At 62.7% G+C, this 14,917-nt stretch carries 15 protein-coding genes; 6 read left to right on the top strand and 9 right to left on the bottom strand.

Annotated elements, in window-relative coordinates:
- Positions 1-6: 6 nt before the first annotated feature.
- The 4 genes from CHC08_RS32925 to CHC08_RS51830 are packed head-to-tail and all read right to left on the bottom strand — an operon-like array spanning position 7 to position 2,879.
- Positions 7-1,182 (bottom strand): site-specific integrase, encoded by a 1,176-nt coding sequence (locus CHC08_RS32925; RefSeq protein WP_089211285.1) that lies wholly within the window; start codon positions 1,180-1,182, stop codon positions 7-9.
- Positions 1,179-1,385: a helix-turn-helix domain-containing protein gene (locus CHC08_RS32920; protein ID WP_089211284.1), complete on the bottom strand. Its 207-nt coding sequence runs from the start codon at positions 1,383-1,385 to the stop codon at positions 1,179-1,181. The genes CHC08_RS32925 and CHC08_RS32920 overlap by 4 nt, the downstream gene beginning before the upstream one ends.
- Positions 1,382-2,443: a replication initiator gene (locus CHC08_RS32915; protein WP_245878699.1), complete on the bottom strand. Its 1,062-nt coding sequence runs from the start codon at positions 2,441-2,443 to the stop codon at positions 1,382-1,384. Before CHC08_RS32915 ends, CHC08_RS32920 begins: the two co-directional genes overlap by 4 nt.
- Positions 2,403-2,879, bottom strand: a complete 477-nt coding sequence (locus CHC08_RS51830; RefSeq protein ID WP_245878698.1) for a replication initiator — start codon at positions 2,877-2,879, stop codon at positions 2,403-2,405. The genes CHC08_RS32915 and CHC08_RS51830 overlap by 41 nt, the downstream gene beginning before the upstream one ends.
- 126 nt (positions 2,880-3,005) lie before the next feature.
- Between CHC08_RS51830 and CHC08_RS32910 the strand changes: the two genes are divergently transcribed.
- The 4 genes from CHC08_RS32910 (at position 3,006) to CHC08_RS32900 (ending at position 6,733) form a co-directional block, all read left to right on the top strand.
- Positions 3,006-3,848 carry a GntR family transcriptional regulator gene (locus tag CHC08_RS32910; protein ID WP_089211283.1) on the top strand — a complete coding sequence of 281 codons (843 nt, stop codon included), beginning with the start codon at positions 3,006-3,008 and terminating at the stop codon, positions 3,846-3,848.
- Between the two features lie 483 nt (positions 3,849-4,331).
- Positions 4,332-5,123 (top strand): TIGR04255 family protein, encoded by a 792-nt coding sequence (locus CHC08_RS32905; protein ID WP_089211282.1) that lies wholly within the window; start codon positions 4,332-4,334, stop codon positions 5,121-5,123.
- Between the two features lie 13 nt (positions 5,124-5,136).
- A complete protein-coding gene (locus CHC08_RS48655; RefSeq protein WP_143653427.1) occupies positions 5,137-6,042 on the top strand; it encodes a hypothetical protein in 906 nt (301 codons plus the stop codon).
- Between the two features lie 130 nt (positions 6,043-6,172).
- Complete coding sequence (locus tag CHC08_RS32900) at positions 6,173-6,733, top strand: Fic family protein (protein WP_218825606.1); 561 nt, start codon at positions 6,173-6,175, stop codon at positions 6,731-6,733.
- A 567-nt stretch (positions 6,734-7,300) separates the two neighbouring features.
- On the opposite strand, the gene CHC08_RS48650 is transcribed toward CHC08_RS32900, so the two are convergent.
- The gene (locus CHC08_RS48650; RefSeq protein WP_143653426.1) at positions 7,301-7,639 is read right to left on the bottom strand and encodes a hypothetical protein; all 339 of its coding nucleotides are present in this window, start codon (positions 7,637-7,639) and stop codon (positions 7,301-7,303) included.
- 527 nt (positions 7,640-8,166) lie between these two features.
- Here CHC08_RS48650 and CHC08_RS32890 point away from each other — a divergent pair.
- Positions 8,167-8,742: a hypothetical protein gene (locus tag CHC08_RS32890; protein WP_245878697.1), complete on the top strand. Its 576-nt coding sequence runs from the start codon at positions 8,167-8,169 to the stop codon at positions 8,740-8,742.
- Positions 8,743-8,853: 111 nt separating this feature from the next.
- On the opposite strand, the gene CHC08_RS32885 is transcribed toward CHC08_RS32890, so the two are convergent.
- The 3 genes from CHC08_RS32885 to CHC08_RS32875 all read right to left on the bottom strand — a co-directional run bounded on the left by CHC08_RS32885 (position 8,854) and on the right by CHC08_RS32875 (position 10,529).
- Positions 8,854-9,318, bottom strand: a complete 465-nt coding sequence (locus CHC08_RS32885; RefSeq protein WP_089211278.1) for a hypothetical protein — start codon at positions 9,316-9,318, stop codon at positions 8,854-8,856.
- A gap of 499 nt (positions 9,319-9,817) precedes the next feature.
- Positions 9,818-10,147: a helix-turn-helix domain-containing protein gene (locus tag CHC08_RS32880; protein ID WP_089211277.1), complete on the bottom strand. Its 330-nt coding sequence runs from the start codon at positions 10,145-10,147 to the stop codon at positions 9,818-9,820.
- 118 nt (positions 10,148-10,265) lie between these two features.
- Positions 10,266-10,529, bottom strand: a complete 264-nt coding sequence (locus tag CHC08_RS32875) for a type II toxin-antitoxin system RelE/ParE family toxin (protein WP_338055710.1) — start codon at positions 10,527-10,529, stop codon at positions 10,266-10,268.
- A 255-nt stretch (positions 10,530-10,784) separates the two neighbouring features.
- On the opposite strand from CHC08_RS32875, the gene CHC08_RS32865 reads away from it, so the two are divergent.
- Positions 10,785-11,222 (top strand): helix-turn-helix domain-containing protein, encoded by a 438-nt coding sequence (locus CHC08_RS32865; protein ID WP_245878696.1) that lies wholly within the window; start codon positions 10,785-10,787, stop codon positions 11,220-11,222.
- Between the two features lie 323 nt (positions 11,223-11,545).
- Here the strand turns inward: CHC08_RS32865 and CHC08_RS32860 are convergent, their stop codons facing one another.
- Positions 11,546-14,446: a helix-turn-helix transcriptional regulator gene (locus CHC08_RS32860; protein WP_143653425.1), complete on the bottom strand. Its 2,901-nt coding sequence runs from the start codon at positions 14,444-14,446 to the stop codon at positions 11,546-11,548.
- Positions 14,447-14,917 lie beyond the last annotated feature (471 nt).

Genomic DNA, 14,917 nt, shown 5'->3' with positions numbered 1-14,917 from the left:
GGGTGACTAACTCCCGAAGATGTCGTCCATGGCCTCCGCTCCCTGCATGAGCACCGGCCGGATCTGCTTCCGATAGACCGTCTCCGTGACCACCGTGTTCCGGTGCCCCACGAGCCGTGAGATGTCCTCGATCGGAACGCCCGAGTCCGACAGCAGCGAGACGAAGCTGTGCCGCATCTCGCGAGGAGTCCAGTCGGTGCCACGGAGTCCCGCCTTCTCAATGATCTTCCGTACATCGCGGCGCACATTCCCCGCGCTCATGGCGGTTCCTTTCAAGGTGGAGAAGACAAGGCCCTCCGTGCCGGAGAGCTTCCCGCCTGTCTTCTCCTGCTCTTCTCGGAGTGCCCGCAGCGCCTCCACGCATCGTCGGGGGAGCTTGAGGGAACGGCGCGACTTGACGGTCTTGGTGTCTCCCTTCTGCCGCACGGACCGCCACACGTAGATCGCGAACTGCTCGTTTTCCCAGCCCGTCTCGGTGACCGGCAGCCACGCCTTGCGCTCTTCGTCGAACGCGACGACATGAGACCACAGGAGCGCGCGCAGTTCCTCCGTACGAGCACCGATCAGCAGCGAGAGCACCACATACGCCCGCATGCGCGGGTTGGCCTGCTCCGCCAGGGCGATGATGGAACCGGCCTGCGCGAGCGTGAGTGCCTTGGAGGTACGGCCCTCGCGCCCATCTGGGATCTCACAGAGATCGACGACGTTCCGCTTCACCTTGTCGCGCCGCATGGCGCTTTTCACCGACCGGTTGAGGATGCCGTGGATCAGCTTGAGCGACCGGGTGCTCAGCTCGTCCGTCTTGCTCGCCAGCCACCGGTCAACATCCTCCACCGACAGGTCACGCAGCTTGCGTGCTCCCACCGCGGGGATCACGTGCTTGTCGGCGTATGTGGTGTACATCTTCACCGTGGTCGCCGAGCGCCCGGCCAGGCCATGTTGCAGCCAGTACTTCACGGCATCGGTCACCGTGTAGTTCGCCGGCGCGATGGCCAGGCCGTCGTCGTAGTCGCGGATGATCTCTTTGAGCTTGTCCTTGGCCTCCGTCTTGCTCTTGCCGCTGGCCTTCTTGACGATGCGCTTCCCGGCCGGGGTGTAGCCGACCGTCACCGAGGCGATCCAGCGTTCGCGGGTCTCGTCCCAGTGCAGGCCGCCGTCTCCCCGGCTGCGTCGTATGGTCATGCTGCTCTCGCTTCCCGTTCGAGGAGATCGATGTAGTCGGAGATGGCCGAGGCCGGGATCAGCCGGGTACGGCCCTGGGTGACGGAGCGCAGACGGCCCGCCCTGATCTGCTCATAGATCACGCTGCGACTCATGCTGAGCAGGTGCATGGCATCGCATATGCGGTAGAGCCGCCGTTCGCCGGGCGGTCCGGGTGCTGTCATCCGTCCTCCCGCTCGGTGGCGATCTTCCGAGCGGTGGCGACTTTCTGGCGGATGTGTTCGGCCATGATCGCCTCACCGGGGGAGTAGCCCGATCCGGCGAACCGCCAGTGGCCGAGAACGAGCGTCGTCTCGTCGCCCAGGAGGGGGAGCCCGTTCCGCTCACGTGCCTTCGTTGCGCGGTGGGTGGCGCGCACCTGCCGGAGATCGCCGAGGGTGGTGGAGTAGCGGCGTGACTTGGATGAGAAGTGGCCGCGAAATCCCAGCATGTGCGACCAAGGCCGTAGCCAGAGCGCGGTGAACTCCGGGCGTGCGCCCAGCTCCCAGCAGGTGCGGATCATCCGCCGGGCATGCGCGGTGACCGGGAGCGCGTCCAGGTGCAGCCCCGGTTTCAAGCCCGTCCCGTGACAGCGCCCGCACGAGGCCATCAGGCGCAGCCGCCCACGACCGCCGCAGGCCGGACACGACAGCCGGTGATCGACGGTGCCGGAGGCTTCAGCACCCTTCGTCGCGTACTTGGCGATGTAGCCGGCCACCGCTCGCTCACTGAGTCCGTCCGCCGTTTGGTCGAGCAGGATAGGCCGGATATCGAGTTGATCCCCCCAGATCAGATCCCATCGGCCGAGATCGCTCGGGGGAGAGGTGACCGTGACTCGCTGGACGGCCGGAGGGATCGCCCGAGTGAGCAGGTCGTGATCGGCCCAGTCCGGAGGGATTTCACTGCTACCGTCCGGACCGTCGAGCCTGACGATGGCGTGGAAGTGCACCAGGCCGCGCCGCTGGTATTCGGCGACCTTGGCGAATGACACCCGGACCCGCTTGGCGAACTCCCGGCGGCTCAGCCCTGCCTCGCTGGCCAGGGTGCGCCGTACTTCCAGGGTGAAGCGGTGCCAGAGAGCACCCGCGTGAGCTTGCCAGAGCACCGCGCCCACATAGTCGTAACAGTCGCCGCAGATGGGTTGCCCGAGCCGTTCGTCTCCCGGCTCGTGGCGAGCATGGCAGCCGACCGGATGGCCGTGCTCACAGACTCTGTCGCGGTTGCGGGGACGGCAGGCCCGCACCGTCCCGTTCTTCTCTCGCCGTGTGCACCGGCCCGAATGAGGGAGCGGTGAGCGTGACGAACACCCGAGGATGTCCGCTCACCTCCTGTGGGACACCCTTGCCGCCAGACAGGCCAGCTCGGATGAGTTGGAAGGTGTCGGCCCGGTAGACCTCCGAGCAGGACGCACACACCGAGGCCCGCCGGTTGCCGCAGGCCACCAGCAGATGCCCGGACGGCTCATCCGTCGTGCGGTAGCTGTGCAGTACCTCACCGCTGGCCGCATTGACGATCAACGACTCGCCCGCCAGGTGCACCGGGTGGGCACATCCTCCGGTCGCCGCGACCATCGAGCGCCACCGGTCGTAGCCCGGATCGTTGATTACCCGGGCGAGATCGACCAGCCATTCCGGCTGCTGGTCGATGGTGCGGTGCTGTGGTTCCTCCGTGCTGTTCATGGCGTCCTCCTTTGCTCGCTCCCGACAGGTGCTTCAACACGTGCTACGTCTTGGCCCATGTGGACATGGTAAACAACACGTGCTACCTCTTGTAAAGAGCAAACGTGGAAGAAGGAGGACATCGGCATGACCGACGACAAGGGCGCAGCCCGGTGGCGAATCATCGCCGACCTCTTGCGCTCCGACGTGGTCCAAGACCACTACCAACCGGGACAGGCACTCCCCGGCGAAGCGTTCCTCGCCAACGAGTACGCCACCTCACGCCCGACGATCCGCAAGGCCATCGCCCAACTCGTCGGCGAAGGACTGCTCACCGTCGCCCACGGCCGCGGCACCTTTGTCCGCCCCACCCCCGATCGCCGCCTGATCCTCATGGGCGGCTCAGCGCGCGAAGACCTGCTTAGCCCCACCTACGACCCCGCCAAGCAGGGATGGGAACACGTCACCGTCGCCAGCGAGGCCGAACGCACCGCAGCCCAGGTCAACCCGAATTCGGCGCTGTTCATGAGCATCGAAGGCAGCAAAGCCGACGTTCTGGGCGTGCGCCGAGGCCGCATGGGCGTCTACCGCTACGCATACTGGCAGCACACCAAGACCCGCGCCCGCATCCACCTGTACTCCTATCTCCTGGCCGACCAGGTCGCCATGATTACCGGCGAAGGCAGAGGTATGGAGATCGACTCTGAGATCGAGCCCGAGGACTACTACGCCCATCTGGAGCGCACCCATGGGCCGCTGCGCTGGATCACCTCGGTCCACAGCCAGATGCCCTACGGCGAGACCTACGAAGACCTCAACATGGAGCCCATCGGTACTCCCTTGTTGCTGGTCCGCCGGCTGATGCTCAGCAGGGACGGCCGCCCGCTGGAGTTCACCGAGATCGAAGCCCCTGGCGATCGCTTCGAAGCCGCAGCAGCCAGGGAGCATGACCAGGCCGGATCGGATGGACAGGTCTCACTCAGGGTGTAGTGGGCTCAAAGTTTCTTTACTGGTTCAAGGCGGCAGCGCTCCGCGCCGCCGCGGGCGGCCCTGCGCTCGCCCGCCAGCCGGGCATGCGGCTCTGGCGGCCGGTCCCGGCTGGCAGCAGCTCCGCCCCGCCCCACCGCACCGAGCACCCACCGAACCGAACACACTCGCGGCCTCTGATGCGCGCTGCCGCCTGCCACTTCGCCGCCGGCCCAACCGCTTCGGGCCTCCTCAGGTTGTCTCCGGCATTGCGCTGGCTGTCTGCGCTCTGGTCGATCCATGGTTGCGCGGTCCAGGAGACCTAGAGAGTTTGTCGGCGTTGACATGTGGCAAAAGCCGCGAAGTGCTACGTAACTCAGTGTGACCAGCAGGTTCTTGACGCTATCGCTACCTTGCTGTGAGACAGAGAGACCCTTGCGTTATATAAAGCAGGAGGTAGGGTCGGCCTACAACTACCCTATAGTTTCCTAGCGATTCGGAGGATCAGTGCCTATCTCGCTCCCCGCACCGGACCGCCGACGTCTTGCTACACCAGCGCTCCCGCTCGTCGTCTGCCAGGTCCGCATCGACAACCAAGATCGCTTGGCTGAAAGTGGTGCAGGCCGAAAGATCTATGAGGCACTGGGCGGGCGAAGCGGAAGCTATCCGAAGCTCACCCAGCTTCAAGCCAGCCGAGTTACGGTCACACCTGGTGCTGCCTTACCGGCGGAGCAGGTTCAGCATGCTTCTGAGCGAGGATGGCGTTTCACGTCTGATCCGGAGAATAAATGGACGCTTTCGGTATTGCCAGATAGCTTGGCTATCGAGACAAGCGAATTTCCCGGATGGGATGATATGCGTGTCAGGTTCCGTTCGTTACTAGAAGCCGTGGCCAAAGTTGAATGTCCTGCAGTTGAGCAGCGACTTGGATTGCGATTCGTTAACCTATTCACTTTTGGTGCCGGCGAAACGATGGAAGCATGGTCTAAATACATCCACCCCGAAGCGCTGGGACTTGCGTTACATCCCACGCTTGGGCCTGGAGTAATCGCAGCTCAGCAGCATTCAGTGATGCAGATTTCGGATGAAATTACGTGCACTGTAAGGATAGGTCCAGTTCGTCAAGATTCGGGCGAACTAGGATTTCTTGTGGACTTGGATTCTTATCGTGAGGCTGCAGCCCCCTTCGATATTGAATCCATCATTAGCGCGGCAGATGTCCTAAATGATACGAGCGTTTCCGTATTTCATCAGCTAGTTACGGCAGACCTGCTTGAAAAACTAGGGCAATCTGAGTAGAAGGACTAAACGCATGACGGCTCTTCAGGACCGGCCTACGGACTCCCTCACACTTGCAGAGCAAACAATCCACACGGCTTTGCAGCGTTCGCTCCGTTCTTGCCAGTTCTTCGAGGGACCTGCTACTGGCGATGAATATCACCCTGCAGCGTTTTCTTCTGGGCATCCTCCTCAGATTCTAATCGTCGAGCCGCCCGTTGAAAGAGTTTCCTCCGCTATCCAGGCTGCTAGAAAGATGGTGGAGGGCTTCCTAGTCCTCTTCTCGTCGCGGACAATTTTTGATGCACCCCTGCAACGTGAAATGTCATTCACTCTAATAAGTGAAACCGGAACTCTGGGTGCAATTAATGTCGCTCCGATTGACTTAAGTCAGGCGGAAGTCAAGGAGAATTCAGGTGCGTTTAAGCCGAATATTCACATCGGCGTTCGCGCCATGGATGAGCTGAGGGACTGGCTTACTTTAAGCGTTGAAGAGGTTTCGCAAATTGCGGACCTAGGTGCATCTACTTATTACTACTGGCAAAATAATCCTAATTCCACACCGCGCTCGTCCAAAATTGATCCTCTGTTACGGCTGCATGCGCTTATTGCAGTTCTGGTGACAGAAATTGGTGATCTCCGGACTCGCGACTGGTTGCAGTACGGGCAACCTTCTCGGAAAGAGCGGCTGCTGGCAGGTGGGCCCGGTGTGTTGGAAAGCTTGGAAGAGGAGGGGTATCAGATCATCGAAGACAGCGCTGCTGCCCTCCTCGCTCGTGCTCCGAAGGTGGTTCCTACGGCGGCCCAGTATGCTGAGGAGCTAGAGCTCATTAATGATGCTGAGAGATCGGCGTATGATGAGCTCCGCCCCGGGATTCCGACGTTGGATCCGATGGATCCGACCTGGGAGGACGCCACAAACTTTGGGACCTCCGACTAGAGCCTCTACCCCCTTCCCCTGGGATGACGCCGACCCCAGCACTCGTGACCGAATTGTCCGGAATTTCGAGATTGTCCGCCAGGACGTGTTTTTGTCTGCTCGGCGACGCGATCCAGTGTCTCTAGATCTTGTGCGTGCCTGGTACAGCAAATCCCTCGATGGTGTTCGTCTTGCAGACCCAGAGATCGTCGGTAAGTTCCGTGGGGAAGGTGTCGGCGAGATCAGTGTCTCCAGGGTCCAAGTTGGGGGACGTGAAGCTTGTCAGCCGCATGAGATCGCAAGCGAGTTATCTCTCTTTGAAAAAAAACTTGGTGAATATATAAAGCAACTAGATGCGGAACTTCCCTCGGGGGAGGAGCCGCCAGCTGATACCGATATGGCGATAATAGAGGCTTGCGCTTTTGCTCACGGCGAGTGGGTGCGCATTCATCCTTTCCCCAATAGCAACGGAACTACTGCTCGGCTTTGGGCGAATTGGGTTGTGATTCGGTATGGCCTGCCGGCCTTCGTTCGCGTAAAGCCCCGACCGGATTCCGTCAAGACTGCGGTTAAGGGTCCGGACGGAGAGTTCTTGTCCGCGTACGGGCTGGCTGGAAATATGTCGATGATCGGACGGCACGCCTATCTTAAAAAAGTGCTAGTTGAAATGTTGATTGAAGAACGATACCGCTTGTCTAAGCAGAACAATTAACGTCTCAATGTGCAAGGTGGAGGCAGTCTCTCCCGTCCCCGCTGCCTGAAGTGTTCGTGTGCCTCAATCGGCGTCAACTCCGTCTGTGCACGTTGGGTGTGATCAACGGTGCACGTAGCGGGTCAAGGGGCACGCGAAGTCGGAATTGACCCCTCAATCGGGCCACGAGGTCGGCAGCTATTGGGGACGGAGGAGGGATGGGCCTGGAATCACCCGGCTGACTCCTGGCACCTCGGAAGGCGTGGCGACATCGTCCCTCCAAATCCACGCCGTCACGCCTGTCCTATCGGACTCCTCCGGACAGCAGCGCCATCCAAGTCGCCCGAGCTTTGCTAATCGACCAGATGGAGGTCTCGTGGACCTGATGGCCGTCATCGAGTTGCAAGGTTCGACGGAGGAACGCCCGACCGGCACCCTCATAAAGTTCATAGACCGTTGCACGGCACCAACAGGTCCAGGCCACTGAGCGTGCCCGCTCAAGTGCCAAGTACGGCGGTTGCCAGTTCAATCGAATGTGATCTCGCTGCGGCATTGGCACATGTGGGCTCAGGCACTCGTCGAGCAGAATCACGACGTGCGCTCCGCGAGGCCCTCGAACCGACAGGACGCTTTGCGAAGTTCTTCGTACCGCTGAGCGACACAGTGGGCGACGGTGGCCGGGTTATCTACGCCGTAAACTCTGTACAGGCGGCGGCCCGTCTTCGGTGAGATCTTTCCCGTCCACCAGCGGTAGGCAAGCCCGTCCGTCCAGACCACGAGATTGGTCCAGATGGAGACCAGGGCGACGCTGTGGCCTTCGCGGACATCGGCTGCGACGCCGCAGTGTTCGAGGCCGATCCGCAGATGTTCAGCAGCCAGGGCTGCCGGACATCGCTGAGCCGGCGCTTTCCTGCCTGTGGCATTCATGACTCCAGCCCCTCCTGGTCACGGAGTCGCTGGGCGAGTTCGGCAACATCGTCGGCATCGATTGTCTGGTAGAGGCCACGATTCACCTCTTCATCGGTAAGGTGCCGACCGTTCCGGGTGGCCCATAAACGACCCGCAGAACTACGCCAAATGCACCATCCGGGAAAAGCCGCCTGGAGGTCTTCCAGAATTACGGGGGTTGACATGGAGTAAGCGTCATTCCATTTGGGCGACGAACCCACCGCGTTCCAGAGACGTCCAGGACGTTTCAAAGTTAGAGTCGAAAACGTCCCTGACGTCCTCACACCCTGAGGTGCACCGTGGCCAACGTCCCCTTACGCCGCGCCATGCTCGATGCGAAGCTGAGCAATCAAAAGCTGGCAGACCGATGCGGGGTGGATGTTAAGACGGTGGAACGCTGGTTACAGGATGAGGCACGAGTCCCGCACCTTCGGCACCAGCTGACCGCCGCCGAGGCATTAGGAGTTGATACGTCCATGTTGTGGCCAGAGGCTATCCGTAACACCGTGAAGACCGGGCCGGACCGGGAAGTCCTGACCGTCTACCCCTACCGGTCGGCGTGCCCCAAGTCGATCTGGCGCAACCTGATCAGCTCGGCCCGCAACGAGATCGTGTTCGCCGGATACACCAACTACTTCCTGTGGCTGGAGCACCCCAACCTCGCCAAGGTCCTCAAGCGCAAGGCCGAGCAGGGATGCAAGATCCGCTTCCTGATCGGCGACCCGGACGGCGAGGTCACCCGCCGGCGCGAAGAGGTGGAGAACGTCCCGCTGACCGTCTCCACTCGCATCAGGATCACCCTCTCGGAGATCGAGCAGGTTCGGAACGTGCCCGGCATCGAGGCGCGCTTCGGAGACGAGCACATCGCGATGAGCGTCTTCCGCTTCGACTCCGAGATGCTTGTGACGCCGCACCTGGCCAAGCTGGTCGGCCACGACTCGCCGATGATGCACCTGCGCCGCTATCAGGACGACGGGTTGTTCGACCGGTTCGGCTACCACGCCTCAGAGCTGTGGAGCAACGGCCGGGACGTCTGGGCGGAGGAGCCGCGCAAGCCTGCGGAGAGCGCCAGTTCTGGGTGATTAACTGGGTGAGGACGACCCCGGAAGGGGGCGGACAACGGTGGACATTCGTGGACCGTAAGCCCAGGTTAGCGCCGGTATCGGTTCTGGCCATGCCCCTGTTGGGATCGTCTAAGAGGCGAGCAGGTCGAAGTGGAAGCCGATCAGGAGCAGCCCCACAGATACCCACCGTGCCACCGAGGCGAAATTAGGATGCTGTAACGCGAAGCCGATAATAAACACCAGGAAGGCTGCCGTGCCGCCGCCCGCCACCGCGAGCCAGGCCCGCGCCTGTGAGTTCCCCATTGGCTCAGTAACCCCGATGATGAGTAGCGAGGCGATTGTTCCCGCGGCAAAGCCAGCACCGACGGGCCTCAAAACGGGTTGGGCAGTCATTAACCGCACTAGGCGGTCACCGTAGCGAGAGAGCTTCTCTGGCCCGACCAGGTCGATGAGGACTACGGCGCCGGCTACAAACGTGAGGATCTTCCCAGCGCGCCCCCACCACAACATCGGCACACCGAGCATGTCGTTCCCAATGGTGGGCTTTCCCTGGAGCCACATCTGCCACGCTTCGAGATAGCTGATGTCCGCCATGGACGGAGCGTAAAAGCGGCACAGGTCGCTGGCAATCCCCTGAAATCATGGAGACATCTCTATGCTGCGATGGCCTGAGAAGGAGTTTCGCTCGGTTCCGGAGCCGAGCCTGCCAAGGAGGTCTGTCGAGCGGGAACTTCCGTTCTTCGCTTCCTTCGAGATCGATAATGACTTCGCTGAAGAAGACGGCGTGGGTGAGTGACCAACTGGGTGACAACGACCCCGGACGGGGGCGGACGACGGTGGACGGTCGTGGACCGTACGCCCAGGTCAGCGCTGGTATCGGCCCTGGTCGTGTCCCTGCTCGGATCGCCTTACAAGCGAGATGTCACTGGTTCGAACCCAGTATGCCCACCAGCCAAAACAGCCCCATCCAAGCTTTCTGGATGGGGTTTCGTACTATCACCGTGTGATTGGTCTTAGCTGCGTATCCGGGGCGGCATGGTGAGCGATCCTGTATGCCGCAGAGGGAGCCGCCTCAGATGAGCCCGGCTCGTCTTCAGGCGACCTTGACGGAGTGCGGGCCGACGCTGATCGTCACCTCGACGTGCCCGCCCAGCGCGGCCGCGTAGGCCCGGAGAGTCTCCAGCTCCATGGCGTCGGGGTCACCGTTTTCGATCTGGGAGACCCGTGACTGGGAGATGCCGAGCGCGGCGGCGACCTCGGCTTGGGTTTTGCCCAGTGACTTACGCAGCTCTTTCAGGTGATAGCCCGCCACGTATGCATCCAGTTCGGCTTCGGCGGCAGCCTGACGCTCGGGAGCGGCCAGCTCGGGATGGAGCCGGTGGGCCTCAGCCTTGACCTCCTGCCAGCGGCGCGCAGGGCTCATCGCCTGTCCTCCTTCGTCTTCTCGGCCTTCTTCTCCGCGCGGTACTCCATGTAGCGAGACTTGGCCAGCGGGATCGCCTCGTCATACCAGCGCGACCACTTGCCTGCCTTGTCTCCGGCTACGAGAAAGACCGCTTCTCTGTCGGGTCGAAGATGAAGATGATTCTAATCTCTGATCGCCCTCGCGAGCCTGGACGGAGCTCCTTGAGGTTGTTCAGGTCGTCGTCCTCCAACGTGTCCACCAAGGGGCGACCAAGGGTGGGGCCGACCTCGGCGAGCCGGTCGATCGCCTTCTCGACGAGGATCGCCGAGTCTGGATCACTCTCACAGAGCTTCAGGAACCAGGACTCTACGTGGTCCAGTAGGACGATCTCCCAGGTCATCTCTAGAATATAACTTCTGGCTCATATCTGGGCCGGAGATTCGGCCAGGTCGAAGAGGTTCGCTCGACAAGGCTGGCAAATCTCCTTACGCCAGGGATGCGGAGACGAATCGCCGATGACGCACCTGCGCTGCTACATACAGGACGACGGGCTGCTTGACCGGTTCGGCCACCCATGCTTTCGAGTTGTGACGCAACGGGCGGGACGTGTGGGCGGAGGAGTCGCGGAAGCCTGTGCACTCCGGGTGGGACGATCGTGTTGCTCACGGCTTTCCGTAAGACCAAGCAGCACGATCAGCGACAGATTGACAGGGCGGTCCGGGCGCAGAAGATCTGCGAACGCGACCATCATGGGCCGGTGGCTGAGATTTATGAGGCAGGCGTGATGACTGGGTATCACACCCGCTGGGTGCGACCTGAACCCCAGGCCGAAGATCCCGAACGGATCATGATCCGGGAGGCATTGGCCTTCGGTAAGGCGTTGTATGACCGGCGTAGCGCACTTGGGTTGACCGTGGCAGAGCTGGCCGAGCGTGCCGGCATGACCGAGGATGAGGTCGAGTGCATTGAGGAAGGTGGAACCGCGCCGACGATCGCTTTGCTGCGACATCTGGCTGCGGCGCTGAACGCCGACGTCCGTCTTACTTCCGGTCATGATCTGGGCTCGGTCTGGTTCGAGCCGCACGCGGCCTGATCGACGGACACCGGTCACCTGGCGCGCAGGAAATCCCGCTCGCTGCCGAGGTGCTGTGGGGGTGTCACCAAAATCAGCGTCGATAGGAAGCGCAGAGAGCGCAAGTTCTGGGTGACGGGATCTACTTCCGATGAACCGTCTTCGTGACCAACCGGGTGACAACGTCCCCGAACGCCTGCGGACACTGACGGACGATCCCGGCAGGAAGAGCGTGGTCCCAAGCCACATTGAACCGGTACAGCGATTGCTTCGGGACCAAGAGGCCATGAATTTGCCGAATTGGGCTGTTGGTAATCAAGGGAAACGCTAACCGACTCTCGGGCTTAAGCGCCTTTGGGGAGCTCGGGGCATTCTTCGGCGACGATGCGGGCCAGTTCGGCACGGGATGCGATATCGAGTTTGCCGAACATACGGCGAAGATGAGTGGACACCGTGTGAGGCGAGAGGAACATACGCGCGGCGGCCTGGCGGTTGGTCATCCCCCGGGCGATCAGGCCGGCCACCGCGCGTTCCGTGTCGGTGAGGCTGTCCCATCCGAAAGACGGCCGCTGAGATTGCGCCCAGTGACGGCGCCGCACACCCAGGGCCCGCAGCCGGGCTCGCACCCGGGCCACGTCCCAGAGCGCACCGATGCGCTCGTAGCCTTCGAGTGCCTGGTCCAGGCTGTCGACGGCCTTCGCCGGGGCATCGGCGCCGGAAGCACCGGCCCACAAGACGCCAAGATCTTCGGCGACCAAGGCGCGTGCCCACGGTTCGGGCTGATCGGCGGCGGCGGCCAACGCGCCGGGATCCTGATGGAAAATGCCGCGGGCGTGGGCGAACGTGGTGGCGAAGACGGGGAAGTCCGGGTTGTTTCGGGCCAGGTACTCAGCCGTGTCAACCATGGCCTGCGCATACGGACGGTTCGCCGCGGCCAGCGCCAGCCGGGTCATCCAGGCGGCCGTGAGAGGCGTCGTGAGGAGTGTCCAGCGCCGCTCCTCCTCGTCGGTGTAAATGGTGTGGAGTACCTCGATCGCCCGTCCGATATCACCTTGGGCCTCGGCCACCGCCGCCATCACCCACCTTTCCCACACCGACCCGAACAACATCTCGGGCGCGGCGAGTATGGACTGGAAGCGTTCGATGTGCCCGACCGCGGCGTCGATGTCGCCCCGCCGCAGGGCAAGGACAGCGAGTATGGACAGCCCGACGCGGATGAATCCGTGTGTGCCCAGCTCCTCGGCGATCGTTTTCCCGGCTTGGGCCTCGGCGGCGGCGTCGTCAAGTCGGCCGGCGCCCAGATTCAGAACGGAGCGGAACAGCGCCGGTTGTGCGGCGAGCACGGTCAGCCCAAGATCTTTGATCTCCTCCTCGGCGGCCTGGATGGCGATGTCAGCCTCATCGAACTGACGCACGGCTCTGTAGTGGAGGCTCAGTATCAGGCGCGTATACGGGCGCTGGATGGCTTCGACGGTGCCGGTGTCGGTGATGTGCAGGGCTTCGCAAAGATGCGCGAACGAGTCGGCGATCCGCCCATCGACCATGGCGAACCGGGCGAGCAGCAGGAGCGCTCCGACCACGGCGGCATCGGTGTGCTGCTCGCGATCGGCCAGCACGGCTTCCGCCTGTTGCCGTCCTGTCCGGAAGTCGTTCAGCCAGGTAAGCCCCCAGAACATCGTCCATTCGGCGATGCCGCGGAGGTCATCGGGGATGTCCTGCTGGGCGAGCAGGCTTTCGGCCTCGGATATCGCATCTTCCGGTCGGCCGCTCAGCAGCAGGATGTGCGCCAGCGCGCATCGCAGGCGAGGGGCGTGGCGGGGCGGGGCCCTGCCCAGTGCGGTACGGGCGAGATCGGCTGCCTGGGACAGCCGTCCGATGACCGTCAGGGCATCGACCGCCGTGGTGGCGCGACCGAACCAGTCGGGGTCGGTGGAGTCGCTGAGTTCGAGCGCCCGTAGGGCGAGGTCGGCGGCGGTCTGAGGTGAGGACCGCAGTACTTCCCGCGCGGCTTGGTCCAGTCCGAGGAGTGCGGACGTATCACCGCGACCGACGCTGTGAATGAGGTGTGCGGCGGCGGGAACGGCCGACCCGCCTCGGTTGAGCAGCATCTCTGCTGCGTTGTGGTGCAGGGCCCGGCGTATGGGGGTGGGGATGGTCCCGACCACCGCCTGCCACAGCAGGTCGTGCCGGAAGGTGAGCTCGTCCCCGGCGGATTCGACGATGCCGGCCGACATCGCCTCCTCCAGCATCGGCAACAGGCCGCTGGTCGATTCGCCGAATATTTCGGTCAGATCTCTCACCGAGAATGAACGGCCCAGGATTCCGGCGCCCTGCAGCATGTGCCTGGTCGGTGCGGACAACTCCGCCAGGCGTTCCTGGGTGATCGCCTGAGCGTGCGGCAGCCGTGCCGAGACCATCCGCGCGTGGCCATCGGCGATCTGGAAGACGCCCTCGCCGTTGAATTTCTCCAGGAGATCGACGAGCAGGAAGGGGTTGCCGTCCGCGATGTCGGCCAGGGCCAGCACGTCCGGGTCGGGCGCTGCCCCGAGGACGTCGGTGATGACGTCGGTCACTGCTCGCTCGTCCAGCGCCTCCAGCGTGATCCGGTTCGCGCCGTCACGTTCCAGCACGTCGAACAGACAATTGAGGCGGGGGTCATCGCCGCTGCCGCTGGTGCGAGACAGCATCCAGACAAGCGGGTAGGAGGCGAGCTCTCTGGTCATCGACCGCAGCGCCAGCAGGGTTATCGGGTCGGCCCAGTGCAGGTCGTCCAGGGTGAGGAGCAGCGGTCCTTGAGCCACTCGCTGCTCCAGCGGTCCTTGCAGTCGCTCCACCAGCAGCAACCGCTGATCGGCCGGACCGCAGACGGTCAGGCGATCGTCGGCGGGAAGCGCGCGGCCCGATTGTCCGAGCGCTGAGGTCAGCGGGGCCAGCGGTATCAGTTGGGTCAGTTCGTCCGCGGTGCCCTGGGCGACTGCCAGTCCGGCTTTTGCTGACGCGGTGGCGGTTATGCCGAGCAGGCGGCTTTTTCCGACGCCGGATCGGCCCTCAACCAATAAGACCCCACCCCGGCCGACCTTGGTCGCCTGCAGCAGTCCGGCGACAAGCTCCCACTCCCGGGCGCGGCCACGCCAACCGGGCCATGACGATCGGCAGAAATCGGGCTCACTAGTGGCTTCATGTCCACGGCGGGATGAATCCCCCATAAATCCATGAACTACCCAAGTATCAGCCGCGCCAAGCACGAGATAGGAAGGAGGTCTGCGGTTTCTCCGTCTTCGTGGCGTCACCTTCAGGGGGAAGGCCGTCGCCCGCTTGAGAATGCGAGGCCTTTACTTGGATTCATCCTCCTCGCGCCCTCCATCATGTGGCATCCTCCCAAGATCCAATATTTGATCTCAAATGTCCGTCAAAACAGGATTAAGCCCGGATCTACAGGCGGCGGGGACTGCCTTCTGTGGCTCACCCATCCCGATGCCAGGAAGTGGAGGATCACGATCACAGACGGAATGACGTGGCGGAATCATCAGCGAGGTGGCTACTCTGGCCGCTTACGTGACGGCGCTCGGAGGTCAGTTCAAGACCGTGGCCGACTTCGGTGACTCGGTCATGGTGCTTGACGCACCTCGCCGGCGCCGTACGGGGTGATCGCGTTCGTGATGTATGCGTTCTTCTAGGTACCGGTTAGGCCGTCTCCGGGCCTACTCGGTGAAGCC

This window comes from Streptosporangium subroseum (genome assembly GCF_900188345.1).
Taxonomy (GTDB): domain Bacteria; phylum Actinomycetota; class Actinomycetes; order Streptosporangiales; family Streptosporangiaceae; genus Streptosporangium; species Streptosporangium subroseum.
Note: the sequence above shows the minus strand (reverse complement) of the source record. Positions and strands in the feature narration are given on the sequence as shown.

What these genes read in the sequence shown, in the direction of transcription:
- CHC08_RS32925 (WP_089211285.1), bottom strand. Translation starts at nt 1,182, where the DNA reads ATGACCATACGACGCAGCCGGGGAGACGGCGGCCTGCACTGGGACGAG.
- CHC08_RS32920 (WP_089211284.1), bottom strand. Translation starts at nt 1,385, where the DNA reads ATGACAGCACCCGGACCGCCCGGCGAACGGCGGCTCTACCGCATATGC.
- CHC08_RS51830 (WP_245878698.1), bottom strand. Translation starts at nt 2,879, where the DNA reads ATGAACAGCACGGAGGAACCACAGCACCGCACCATCGACCAGCAGCCG.
- CHC08_RS32910 (WP_089211283.1), top strand. Translation starts at nt 3,006, where the DNA reads ATGACCGACGACAAGGGCGCAGCCCGGTGGCGAATCATCGCCGACCTC.
- CHC08_RS48655 (WP_143653427.1), top strand. Translation starts at nt 5,137, where the DNA reads ATGACGGCTCTTCAGGACCGGCCTACGGACTCCCTCACACTTGCAGAG.
- CHC08_RS48650 (WP_143653426.1), bottom strand. Translation starts at nt 7,639, where the DNA reads ATGAATGCCACAGGCAGGAAAGCGCCGGCTCAGCGATGTCCGGCAGCC.
- CHC08_RS32885 (WP_089211278.1), bottom strand. Translation starts at nt 9,318, where the DNA reads ATGGCGGACATCAGCTATCTCGAAGCGTGGCAGATGTGGCTCCAGGGA.
- CHC08_RS32880 (WP_089211277.1), bottom strand. Translation starts at nt 10,147, where the DNA reads ATGAGCCCTGCGCGCCGCTGGCAGGAGGTCAAGGCTGAGGCCCACCGG.
- CHC08_RS32875 (WP_338055710.1), bottom strand. Translation starts at nt 10,529, where the DNA reads ATGACCTGGGAGATCGTCCTACTGGACCACGTAGAGTCCTGGTTCCTG.